At 64.2% G+C, this 11,007-nt stretch carries 11 protein-coding genes; 6 read left to right on the top strand and 5 right to left on the bottom strand.

What is annotated here, in order from left to right:
- The 5 genes from QY049_RS11640 to QY049_RS11620 all read left to right on the top strand — a co-directional run.
- The coding region (locus QY049_RS11640) for a DUF1522 domain-containing protein (protein ID WP_301269357.1) at positions 1–1,136 on the top strand (1,136 nt) is incomplete at its 5' end.
- A gap of 335 nt (positions 1,137–1,471) precedes the next feature.
- Positions 1,472–3,742: a DUF1522 domain-containing protein gene (locus QY049_RS11635; protein ID WP_301269356.1), complete on the top strand. Its 2,271-nt coding sequence runs from the start codon at positions 1,472–1,474 to the stop codon at positions 3,740–3,742.
- Between the two features lie 218 nt (positions 3,743–3,960).
- Positions 3,961–6,246, top strand: a complete 2,286-nt coding sequence (locus tag QY049_RS11630; protein WP_194481792.1) for a DUF1522 domain-containing protein — start codon at positions 3,961–3,963, stop codon at positions 6,244–6,246.
- A 294-nt stretch (positions 6,247–6,540) separates the two neighbouring features.
- Entirely contained in the window at positions 6,541–6,909 is a 369-nt protein-coding gene (gene flaF, locus QY049_RS11625) for a flagellar biosynthesis regulator FlaF (protein WP_194481793.1), read from the top strand.
- Positions 6,910–6,921: 12 nt separating this feature from the next.
- Positions 6,922–7,290 carry a hypothetical protein gene (locus tag QY049_RS11620; RefSeq protein WP_301269355.1) on the top strand — a complete coding sequence of 123 codons (369 nt, stop codon included), beginning with the start codon at positions 6,922–6,924 and terminating at the stop codon, positions 7,288–7,290.
- Positions 7,291–7,304: 14 nt separating this feature from the next.
- Here QY049_RS11620 and QY049_RS11615 read toward each other — a convergent pair whose 3' ends face one another.
- The 4 genes from QY049_RS11615 to QY049_RS11600 form a co-directional block, all read right to left on the bottom strand.
- The gene (locus QY049_RS11615; RefSeq protein ID WP_194481795.1) at positions 7,305–7,667 is read right to left on the bottom strand and encodes a hypothetical protein; all 363 of its coding nucleotides are present in this window, start codon (positions 7,665–7,667) and stop codon (positions 7,305–7,307) included.
- A gap of 159 nt (positions 7,668–7,826) precedes the next feature.
- Positions 7,827–8,324 (bottom strand): hypothetical protein, encoded by a 498-nt coding sequence (locus QY049_RS11610; protein ID WP_301269354.1) that lies wholly within the window; start codon positions 8,322–8,324, stop codon positions 7,827–7,829.
- A gap of 11 nt (positions 8,325–8,335) precedes the next feature.
- Positions 8,336–8,722: a flagellar assembly peptidoglycan hydrolase FlgJ gene (gene flgJ, locus QY049_RS11605; protein WP_194481797.1), complete on the bottom strand. Its 387-nt coding sequence runs from the start codon at positions 8,720–8,722 to the stop codon at positions 8,336–8,338.
- Positions 8,722–9,846, bottom strand: coding sequence for a flagellar basal body P-ring protein FlgI (locus tag QY049_RS11600; RefSeq protein ID WP_194481798.1), 1,125 nt, complete (start codon positions 9,844–9,846; stop codon positions 8,722–8,724). The genes flgJ and QY049_RS11600 overlap by 1 nt, the downstream gene beginning before the upstream one ends.
- Before the next feature lie 281 nt (positions 9,847–10,127).
- Between QY049_RS11600 and QY049_RS11595 the strand changes: the two genes are divergently transcribed.
- A complete protein-coding gene (locus tag QY049_RS11595) occupies positions 10,128–10,541 on the top strand; it encodes a flagellar assembly protein FliX (protein WP_194481799.1) in 414 nt (137 codons plus the stop codon).
- 37 nt (positions 10,542–10,578) lie between these two features.
- Here the strand turns inward: QY049_RS11595 and QY049_RS11590 are convergent, their stop codons facing one another.
- A complete protein-coding gene (locus QY049_RS11590) occupies positions 10,579–10,950 on the bottom strand; it encodes a helix-turn-helix domain-containing protein (protein ID WP_128965418.1) in 372 nt (123 codons plus the stop codon).
- Positions 10,951–11,007 lie beyond the last annotated feature (57 nt).

Here is an 11,007-nt window from a genome sequence, read left to right as displayed (position 1 = left end):
GCTTCGGTGTCAGCGGTAACGTCCAGACCGACGGCGCCGGCAACTCGACCGTCTATCTCCAGGGCGGCTCGATCAACGACGTGCTGAAGGCGATCGACCTTGCCACCGGCGTGCAGACCGCTTCGATCAGCGCAGGCGCGGCGACGCTGACCACCGCCACCGGTCAGATCAACTCGTCGATCAACGCCTCCGGCCAGCTCAAGCTGTCCACCGGCGTCAATGCCGACCTGTCGGTCACCGGCACCGGCAACGCGCTGAACGTGCTCGGCCTCGCCGGCAACACCGGCACGGCGACGGCGTTCACCGCGGCTCGTACCTCCGGCATCGGCGGCATCACCGGCAAGACCTTGACCTTCTCCTCCTTCAACGGCGGCACGGCGGTCAACGTCACCTTCGGCGACGGCACCAACGGCACGGTCAAGACGCTCGATCAGCTCAACAACGCGCTGCAGGCCAACAACCTGACCGCCACGATCGACGCCAACGGCCTGCTGACGGTCTCGACCACCAACGACTACGCGTCCTCGACCATCGGTTCGAGCAGCGCAGGTGGTTCGATCGGCGGCACGCTGACCACGGCACTGACCTTCTCGACGGCTTCAAGCCCCGTCCAGGATACGGTTGCCCAGACCTCGCGTGCCAACCTGGTCAACCAGTACAACAACATCCTCCAGCAGATCGACTCGACCTCGCAGGACTCCTCGTTCAACGGCGTCAACCTGTTGAACGGCGACCAGCTCAAGCTGGTGTTCGACGAGACCGGCAAGTCGAGCCTCAGCATCACGGGTGTGACGTACAACTCGAAGGGTCTGGGCCTCGCCGCGCTGACCAGCGGTGTCGACTTCATCGACAACGCTGCGACCAACAAGGTGCTGACCAACCTCAACACCGCGTCGAGCACGCTGCGTTCGGAAGCTTCGGCTCTGGGTTCGAACCTGACGATCGTGCAGGTTCGTCAGGACTTCAACAAGAACCTGATCAACGTGCTGCAGACCGGTTCGTCGAACCTGACCCTGGCCGACACCAACGTCGAAGCGGCGAACAGCCAGGCGCTCTCGACCCGCCAGTCGATCGCGGTCTCCGCGCTGTCGCTGGCCAACCAGTCGCAGCAGAGCGTGCTGCAGCTGCTCCGCTAACAAGCGGACGACATCGCAAGCAAGATCAGGCGGCGGGGCTTTTGCCCCGCCGCTTTTTTGTTGCCAGGCTTGCTTGCGCCGTCAGGCATTCGAGGGGCCGGGAGCGATCGAAAAAGTAACCAGGTTATGGTTAACGGGGAGTAAGCGCGCAGAATCCCCAACGATTTCAGGTCGATTTCTGTGCCCGCCGTCGCATCACGATGGTTTATGGTGAACCGGCGCTTATGACGGCGAGGCTCGTTTCACCCTTTGTTAGCCATGTCGGCGCACCCTGTGGCCGTCACTCGATCCAGAAGCGATCGAACGAAGACGCGTAAGCCAGAAGGGTAAGAGTCATGTCCGGTATCGTTCTCTCTGCGTCGGTTCGTCAGAACCTGCTCTCTCTCCAGTCCACCGCCGATCTTCTCGCCACCACACAGAACCGTCTGTCGACCGGCAAGAGCGTCAACTCGGCCCTGGACAATCCCACCAACTTCTTCACGGCCCAGTCGCTCGACAACCGCGCCAGCGACATCAACAACCTGCTCGATGGCATCGCCAACGGCGTGCAGGTGCTCCAGGCTGCCAACACCGGCCTGACCTCGCTGCAGAAGCTGATCGACAGCGCCAAGTCGATCGCCAACCAGGCGCTTCAGACCACGGTCGGTTATTCCACCAAGTCGAACGTCTCCACCACGATCTCGGGCGCAACGGCGGCCGACCTGCGTGGCACGACCTCCTTTGCGAGCGCGACGGCCTCCAGCAACGTTCTGTATGACGGCGCGGCTGGCGGCGTGACCGCTGCAAGCGGCTCCACGACCCTCGGCGCACCGCAGGGTTCGGTCTCGGGCACCGGTACGGTGTACGCGTCCGACGGCTCGACGGCCCTGACCGGTGCGATCACGCTGCTCGGCACCACTGCGGCCAGCAAGCTCACCACGGCTCCCGCCGACGGCGACACGCTGACGGTGAACGGCAAGACCATCACCTTCCGTGCCGGCGCGGCTCCGGCGAACACTGCTGTTCCGACCGGCTCGGGCGTTAGCGGCAACCTCGTCACCGACGGCAGCGGCAACACCACCGTCTATCTCGGCACCAACGCGGCGCCGGGTGCGACGGTCGGCGACGTGCTGACCGCGATCGACCTTGCCAGCGGTGTGAAGACCTCGACGATCACCAACGGTCAGGCGACGATCGGTGCTGCCTCCGCTGCATCGCCTTCGACCGCGGCTGCGGGTGTCGTCACGCTGAAGAGCTCGACCGGTGCGGATCTGTCCGTGACGGGCAAGGCCGACTTCCTGAACGAGCTCGGTCTCACGACAGCAACTGGTGGCGGCAATGCGACGGTCACCGCGACCCGCACGACCAGTTCGTCCACCCTCGGATCGCTGCTTCAGGACGGTTCGTCGCTGAACGTCGACGGCCACACCATCACCTTCAAGAACGCGCCGGTCCCGGGCTCGTCCAACGCCCCGGCGGTTGCGTCAGGCTTCGGTGTCAGCGGCAACGTCCAGACCGACGGCAACGGCAACTCGACGGTGTACCTTCAGGGCGGTTCGATCAACGACTTGCTGAAGGCGATCGACTTCGCCACCGGCGTGCAGACGTTCACGCTGAACGGCAGCGGCGGCGGTACGCTGGCAACTGCGGTGGGTCAGGCTCCGTCGACGATCAACAGCTCCGGCCAGCTCAAGCTGTCCACCGGCGTCAACGCCGACCTGTCGATCACCGGCACCGGCAACGCGCTGGCGGCGCTCGGCCTCGCCGGCAACACCGGCACGGCGACCGCGTTCACGGCGGCCCGCACGTCCGGCATCGGCGGCATCGCCGGCAAGACGCTGACCTTCACCTCCTTCAACGGCGGCACGGCGGTCAACGTCACCTTCGGCGACGGCACCAACGGCACGGTCAAGACGCTCGATCAGCTCAACAACGCGCTGCAGGCCAACAACCTCGCCGCGACGATCGATGCCAACGGCCTGCTGACCATCACCGCCTCCAACGACTATGCGTCCTCGACGATCGGATCGACCGCCGCTGGCGGTGCGATCGGCGGCACGCTGACTTCGGCGCTGACCTTCTCGACGGCTTCCACTCCCGTCCAGGATGCGGTTGCGCAGACGGCTCGTGCCAACCTGGTGTCTCAGTACAACAACATCCTGAACCAGATCGACACGACCTCGCAGGACTCCTCGTTCAACGGCGTCAACCTGTTGAACGGCGACCAGCTCAAGCTGGTGTTCGACGAGACCGGCAAGTCGAGCCTGAACATCACGGGCGTGACCTACAACTCGAAGGGTCTGGGCCTCGCCGCGCTGACGGTCGGCGTCGACTTCATCGACAACGCGGCGTCCAACCGCGTGCTGACCAGCCTGAACGCCGCGTCGAGCACGCTGCGCTCGGAAGCCTCGAGCCTCGGCTCGAACCTCTCGGTCGTGCAGATCCGTCAGGACTTCAACAAGAACCTGATCAACGTGCTGCAGACCGGCTCGTCGAACCTGACCCTGGCCGACACCAACGTCGAAGCGGCGAACAGCCAGGCGCTCTCGACCCGCCAGTCGATCGCGGTCTCCGCGCTGTCGCTCGCCAACACCTCACAGCAGAGCGTGCTCCAGCTGCTCCGCTAATAAGCGACTGAAATCACTCAATAAAGCCGAGCGGCGGGGCTTTTGCCCCGCCGCTCTTTTTTGCGTTTCGAGGCAGGGCAGGATGTACACGAGCCATTAACCCTATCCCTTAAGCCGGCGTTAACCATACTTTAAAGGACAGCCCCTAAAACTGGACGAAAGCCCGCTTCCAGACCCGCGCGGCCGATTCGTATCCGGTTCAAGAGGAAGACCTGCCAATGTCCAACATCGTTCTCTCGGCGTCAGTTCGCCAGAACCTGTTGTCGCTGCAGTCGACGGCCGACTTGCTGGCCACGACGCAGGAACGGCTGTCGACCGGCAAGAAGGTCAACACGGCGCTCGACAATCCCACCAACTTCTTCACGGCGCAGGGGCTGGACAACCGGGCGAGCGACATCAGCAACCTCCTGGACGGCATCAACAACGGTGTGCAGGTGCTCCAGGCGGCCAATACCGGCATCACCTCGCTGCAGAAGCTGATCGACTCGGCGAAATCGATCGCCAACCAGGCGCTCCAGACCACGGTCGGCTACTCCACCAAGTCGAACGTCTCGACCACGATCCCGGGTGCGACGCCGGCGGATCTGCGCGGCACGACGTCGTATGCGAGCGCAACCGCCAACAGCAACGTGCTCTATACCGGTGCGGCCGGCGGCGTCACGCCGGTGACGGCTGCTGCCGCGCTCGGCGCTTCGCTCGGTTCCACCGCCGGCACCCTGGTCGGTGGCACCGTGAACGCGGCCGACGGCAGCACTGCGCTCGCCGGCACGGCCACGCTGCTCGGAACCACCACATCCTCGACGTTCAGCACGCCGCCCGCCGACGGTGACACCATCACCGTGAACGGCAAGACCATCACCTTCCGCACCGGTCCCGCGCCGGCGACGCAGCCGACCGGCTGGGGCCTCAACGCCAGCGGAAGCATTGCCACCGACGGCAACGGCAACTCGATCGTCTATGAGGGAACGGCGGCAGCGCCCAAGGCGACCGTCAACGACGTGCTCAGCGCGATCGACCTCGCCAGCGGCGTCAAGACCGCGACGATCAGCGCGGGCGCGGCGACGATCGCGACCAGCGGCGCGACCGTTGGTACGATTCAGACGCCGTCGTCCATTGCCGGCGGCGTGGTGACCCTGAAGAGCTCGACCGGCGCCGATCTGTCCGTCACGGGCAAGGCCGACTTCCTCAACGCCCTCGGCCTGACGGCCGCGACGGGCGCGGGCAACGCCAGTGTGACCGCGGACCGGTCGACCACGGCGGGCTCGCTGGGGACGCTGGTGCAGGACGGCTCGACGCTGAACGTCGACGGCCACACCATCACCTTCAAGAACGCGCAGACGCCGCAATCGGCAACGAGCGTGCCCACCGGCTATGGCGTCAACGGCAACGTCGTCACCGACGGCAACGGCAACTCGACGGTCTATCTGCAGAGCGCGAACCTGACCGACCTGCTGAATTCGATCGATCTTGCGACCGGCGTAAAGACCGCGAGCCTCTTCAACGGCGCTGCGACGCTCAGCACCACCTCGGGCCAGATCCCGTCGTCGGTGAATTCGAGCGGCCAGCTCTCGATCTCGACCGGTATCAACGCCGACCTCTCGATCACGGGCACCGGCAATGCCCTGAGCGCCTTCGGTCTCAGCGGCAACACCGGAACGGCGACGGCGTTCAGTGCGGCGCGCACCTCCGGCGTCGGCGGCGTCAGCGGCAAGACCCTGACCTTCACCTCGTTCAACGGCGGCACGCCCGTCAACGTCACCTTCGGCGACGGCACCAACGGCACGGTCAAGACGCTCGACCAGCTCAACGTCCAGCTTCAGGCCAACCATCTGACCGCGACGATCGACGCCAACGGCGTGCTGACGGTGACGACCGTCAACGAATACGCGTCCTCGACACTCGGCTCGTCCGCTGCGGGCGGTGCTGTCGGCGGTACACTCACCAGCGTGCTCGCCTTCACCACCGCGCAGCCGCCGGTGCAGGATCCCGTGGCGCAGACCGCACGTTCGAGCCTGGTCAGCCAGTTCAACAACATCCTGGCGCAGATCGACACGACCTCGCAGGACTCCTCCTTCAACGGCGTCAACCTGCTGAACGGCGACACGCTGAAACTGGTCTTCAACGAGACGGGCAGCTCCACGCTCGGCATCAACGGCGTCGTGTTCAACGCGGCGGGTCTCGGCCTCAGCAATCTCGTTCCGGGCACCGACTTCATCGACAACGGCGCGACCAACAAGGTCCTCCAGAGCCTGAACGCGGCCTCGAGCACGCTGCGCTCGGAAGGTTCATCGCTCGGTTCGAACCTGTCGATCGTGCAGGTGCGCCAGGACTTCTCGAAGAACCTGATCAACGTGCTGCAAACCGGCTCGTCCAACCTGACGCTCGCCGACACCAACGAGGAAGCTGCCAACAGCCAGGCGCTGTCGACCCGCCAGTCGATCGCGGTCTCCGCGCTGTCGCTGGCGAACCAGTCGCAGCAGAGCGTGCTCCAGCTGCTCCGCTAGTTCGAAGGCGCAGGAATCGGATCTTGAGACGCGCGGCGGGGCTAAAGCTCCGCCGTTGTTTTGAGGGAGTTCGCTAAGACAAGATTAGCCGAAATCGATGTGCACGATGCAGTGCAAGTTTACAGCTTGCATCGCGCGCATCTATTCTCGCGCTCGAGAAGGACTCCGCGACCCGTAATAATGCGGAGGGCTTCCAAGCGCACACGTAAGCAAATCTTAAGCGGTGCTGCATAGGGTTGGGAAAGAAATCCTTAAGCCCGTTCAACGGGCTAGGAAGCTTCCAAGGTGTGATTGATGTCGAATTCTGCTGCCTCGGCCTACGCGCGTGTTGCAACGACCACCGCATCTCCTCGCGACATCGAGGCGCAGACTCTGCTGAAGGCCGCCAACAAGCTTCAGGACGCGGTCAACAATGCTGACCCATTCAGCGAGCAGACCACGCAGGCGCTGATGTTCAATCGCAAGCTCTGGACCATCTTCCTCAGCGAAGCGATGCGCGACAACAATCCGCAGCCGCTCGACGTCCGGCAGAAGATCGCCAACATCAGCGTGTTCGTGCTGAGTCAGACCGCGGCGCTGCAAATGAGCCCGCAGTTCGATCATTTCCGCCCGCTGATCGAGATCAACCGCAACATCGCCGCCGGCCTGTCCGGTCGCCCGTGATGGAGACTCGTGATGTCCGACATCATGAGCATCCTCTCGACCGCGTATAAGTCCAACGTGCTTTCGAGCACGTCGGGCTCGTCCAAATACGTCGCGGTCGACTCCTCGCTGTACCAGGGCAATTGGTCCGGCACCTATCCGGACGGCAAGACGTTCTCGCTGAACATCTCGCAGGTCAACGGCTTCCGCGCGCAGATCCATTATCAGAGCGGCGACACCTCGCAGTATCAGCAGGTGCTGATCAAGGATTCGTCGTTCCGCTTCGGCAATACGAAGTTCACGCTGACCGATACCGGCAAGGCGCAGCTCAAGAACGTCGTCACGGACCCCGCGACCGGCTCGACCTATCTCGATACCGCCCCGGCCTCGCTCGACGGCTGATCGGCAGGCGCGGCTTAGGCGCTGAGGTCCGTGTTGAGCGGACGCGAAGGCTCCGACTTCAAATCCAGTGCGTGGAAATAGGCTCGCCGGCGCAGCATCGCCTCGTCGGGAAACTGGTTGACGACCGCATCGGTCTTGTCGTTGACGACCTGGAAGACCATCGATGCGGACGCCTGGTCGAAAACGACCTGGCGCGAGATGTTCGCATTGCCCTGCAAATCACCATTGCCTACGGCTGCGCTCGTGTCGCTCGCGGCGACCGTCTGGCTCAGCGGCAAATCGGTTTGCACGGCATCGTTCGCCGCCGAATTCGACGTCGTGACGATCTGTATGGGGGCCGGGATCCCCACCGGCCTGATGCTGAAATCTGTACTCATGGCAGCCTCCTGGTTGCCTTGCTTGAGTCAAATCCCAACCCCTCTCAATACGCAACCATGGGACACGAGGATTGAACACCCGGTAAGGAAACGTGCCTAACCGCACGACGCTTTCGCCGCGCGGCTTTTCGTAAAATTGCAGGCAGTTCTCGTGTGCGTTCAGAGCGAACGGCTGACCGCGAGCGGTGTGATGTGGCGCGGGCCGGGAGTCGCACGGCGTCCCGCCGCGGTATAGGTGTTCGGCACGTTGCGCTTCTGGATCTCGGCATTGACGCCGCGCACGACGCTTTCGGAGACCGCATGCGCGGTCGCGAGCACGGTGAGATTGACCTGGAGCATGGCGCGGAAGGCGTCGTGATGGCGGTGCAGCGTCGAGAGCAGCTCGGGCGCGGATTTCGCGAGCCTGTCCTGGTTCGTCTTCAATTGACTGACGGCGGTGACATAGCGCCGCGACAGCTCCTGCTTCTTGCCTTCCATCATCATCGCCTCGCGGACCTTGCCGCCGCGGACCAGCTCGGTCTCGCGCTCGATCAGGCCGAGCAGCGCGTTCATCGCGTCCATCAGGTCTTCGGCGAGCTTGCGCGCCTCCGCGCCAGCAGGCGTGGTATTCGCGCGCTGCGCAGGCATCGGCTGACGTGACGCGTTGAAGTGGTTCATCTCGTTTGACCTTATGCCGTACGAAGAGTGGTTTTGGCCTGTTGTATGATCAGGGTACGGTAGACGTCGCGGGCGACGCCGACGCCGCCGGCGCTGGCGAAGTTCTTGGAATATTGCTCGGTCAGCATCGAGCGCCACACGCCGGTACCAGGCGTGTCGCCGAACGGGCCTTCGCCCTTCAGGCCCGAGGTCATCTGAGCGAACATGCTGTTGAGGAACATGCCCTCGAAGTCGGTGGCGGTCTTCTGCGCCTTGGCCTGCTGCTGCGGCGAGACTTTCTGAAGTGCTGCGGCGAGCTCGAAGTCGGGACGGCCGTTGCGGCTTTCCACGGAGAATGCGGGATTCGAGGAGAGCGCCGCGGACACGACGCGCGCGGTGTTGAGCATGCCGGTCTGCATCACATCACCTCGATATCGGCTTCGATCGCCCCCGCGGCCTTGATCGCCTGGAGGATGCTGATGAGGTCGCGCGGGCCGATGCCGAGGCCGTTGAGGCCGTCGACGAGCTGCTGGAGCGAGACGCCATCCTTGACGACGGCGAACTTCTTGCCGTCCTCGGTGACGCCGACGCTGGAGCGCGGTGTGACCACGGTCCGGCCCCGCGACAGCGGATTGGGCTGGCTGACCTGCGGGCTTTCGGAGATCGTGACCGTGAGATTGCCTTGCGCGACCGCGACGGTGGCGACGCGGACGTCGCGGCCCATCACGATGATGCCCGAGCGTTCGTCGATGATGATCTTGGCGGCGAGGTCGGGATCGACCTGAAGCTGCTCGATCTCGGTGAGAAAGGCGACGACGTTGCCCTTGAACTCGGGCGGGACCGAAAGCTGCACGGTCGAGGGATCGATCGGCTCGGCGGTCTTGACGCCGAGATAGTCGTTGATTGCCGCCGCAATCCGCTTGGCCGTGGTGAAGTCGGAGTTGCGCAGCGCGAGACGAACGTTCGGCAGGCGATTGAGCGCGAACTCGATCTCGCGCTCGATGATGGCGCCGTTGGCGATGCGGCCCACGGTCGGCACGCCGCGCACGATCTTGGCTGCTTCGCCTTCGGCCTGGAAGCCGGAGATCGCGAGCGAGCCTTGCGCCACCGCGTAGACGTTGCCGTCGGCGCCGAGCAGGGGAGTGACGAGCAGGGTTCCACCGCGCAGATCCTTGGCATCGCCGAGGGCGGACACGGTGACGTCCATGCGCGTGCCTTGCGTCGCGAAGGCGGGCAGATTGCCTGTCACCATCACCGCGGCGACGTTGCCGGTGCGGATGGTGGCGCCGCGGATGTTGACGCCCATGCGCTCGAGCATCGCTTGCAGCGACTGCTTGGTGAAGGGGATGTTGTTGAGGGTGTCGCCGGTGCCGTTGAGGCCGACGACGAGGCCATAGCCAATGAGCTGATTCTGCCGCACGCCTTCGATATTGGCGAGATCCTTGATGCGCGAGGTCGCGTTCGCCGACGCGACCGAGAGCGCCAGCGCAGAGAGCGCGGCGAAGGCCACTCCAAAAATCCTCACCCAACGAACGCCTGGCATCCTCTGCTCCCCAAGGCTCCCGAAGAGCCTCCTCACATCTTGGACCATCTGCGACACTCCCATGACGAGCTGGTCCGACGCTGTCCTTGCGAGCGCTGTGCCAACACGGAGCAGAGGCGCTAGGCGATTGAATAGGTTGAGTAAATTTGTTTTCTCCGGTGTCAGCCGCTGTTGTCGCTGAGGAGCGAAACTGCCGTGTGTCGGCAGATTTTGCCGGGCCGTTTACGCCCCGTTAACCATAAAGCGGCGAATGTGGCGCATCGATCACCCGGATTGCTTCGATGCGCATCTACGGACCGAATGGCACCACGCTTGGGACGCCGGCCAGCCAGGCCCGGCGAACCAGCTCCGGCACCTTCGTGCTGCCGGACACCTCCTCGGCGCAGGAGACGCGGAGCGCGGCCGCACCGAAGGCCACCGCCAACATCGACGGGCTGCTCGCACTGCAAGGCATCGAGGAAGATCCGATCGAGCGCCGCAAGCGCTCGGTCGCCCGCGGCAAGACCGCGCTCGACGTGCTCGACGATCTCAAGATGGGGCTGCTCTCCGGCAATCTTGACAAGTCGACGGTGATGCGGCTGCGCGACGCGGCGGCGAACCTGAAATCGTCCTCCGGCGATCCCGGCCTGGATTCCGTGCTCTCCGAGATCGAACTGCGCGTCGAGGTCGAGCTGGCGAAGGCCGGGCAGGGCTGACAGTCATCGCGCAATGTGGAGCGCTTGGGGAACGGACTTACGCCGCTTCCTCCTTCTGCTGCGTGTCGTAGCGGCGCTGGGCGGCGAGCACGTCTTTCAGATTCTCCTCGGCCCAATCGCGCAGCGGATCGACTGCGGCGGCGAGCGTCAAACCGAGCTGCGTGATCGAATATTCGACCGTCACCGGCACGGTCGCGATGGCGCGGCGCTTGAGCAGGCCGTCGCGTTCGAGCGACTTGAGAACCTGGCTCAGCATCTTCTGCGAGATCCCTTCAATCGTGCGACGCAACTGATTGAAGCGCATCGGCTCCTCGCGCAGCAGCAACAGGATCAACACGGCCCATTTGTCGCCGACGCGATCGAGGATTTGGCGCGTCGGGCACTCGGCGGCATAGACGTTGGGTTTCATCTCAGTTCCTCGCGCTTGCCTGGCTCGGCATCTGGTGTCGGGTTACTCCTGCGTAAT

This window comes from Bradyrhizobium sp. WYCCWR 13022, from assembly GCF_030435535.1.
Taxonomy (GTDB): domain Bacteria; phylum Pseudomonadota; class Alphaproteobacteria; order Rhizobiales; family Xanthobacteraceae; genus Bradyrhizobium.
Note: the sequence above shows the minus strand (reverse complement) of the source record. Positions and strands in the feature narration are given on the sequence as shown.

What these genes read in the sequence shown, in the direction of transcription:
- QY049_RS11630 (WP_194481792.1), top strand. Translation starts at nt 3,961, where the DNA reads ATGTCCAACATCGTTCTCTCGGCGTCAGTTCGCCAGAACCTGTTGTCG.
- QY049_RS11595 (WP_194481799.1), top strand. Translation starts at nt 10,128, where the DNA reads ATGCGCATCTACGGACCGAATGGCACCACGCTTGGGACGCCGGCCAGC.
- QY049_RS11610 (WP_301269354.1), bottom strand. Translation starts at nt 8,324, where the DNA reads ATGAACCACTTCAACGCGTCACGTCAGCCGATGCCTGCGCAGCGCGCG.
- QY049_RS11600 (WP_194481798.1), bottom strand. Translation starts at nt 9,846, where the DNA reads ATGCCAGGCGTTCGTTGGGTGAGGATTTTTGGAGTGGCCTTCGCCGCG.
- QY049_RS11615 (WP_194481795.1), bottom strand. Translation starts at nt 7,667, where the DNA reads ATGAGTACAGATTTCAGCATCAGGCCGGTGGGGATCCCGGCCCCCATA.
- QY049_RS11635 (WP_301269356.1), top strand. Translation starts at nt 1,472, where the DNA reads ATGTCCGGTATCGTTCTCTCTGCGTCGGTTCGTCAGAACCTGCTCTCT.
- QY049_RS11620 (WP_301269355.1), top strand. Translation starts at nt 6,922, where the DNA reads ATGTCCGACATCATGAGCATCCTCTCGACCGCGTATAAGTCCAACGTG.
- flaF (WP_194481793.1), top strand. Translation starts at nt 6,541, where the DNA reads ATGTCGAATTCTGCTGCCTCGGCCTACGCGCGTGTTGCAACGACCACC.
- QY049_RS11590 (WP_128965418.1), bottom strand. Translation starts at nt 10,950, where the DNA reads ATGAAACCCAACGTCTATGCCGCCGAGTGCCCGACGCGCCAAATCCTC.
- flgJ (WP_194481797.1), bottom strand. Translation starts at nt 8,722, where the DNA reads ATGCAGACCGGCATGCTCAACACCGCGCGCGTCGTGTCCGCGGCGCTC.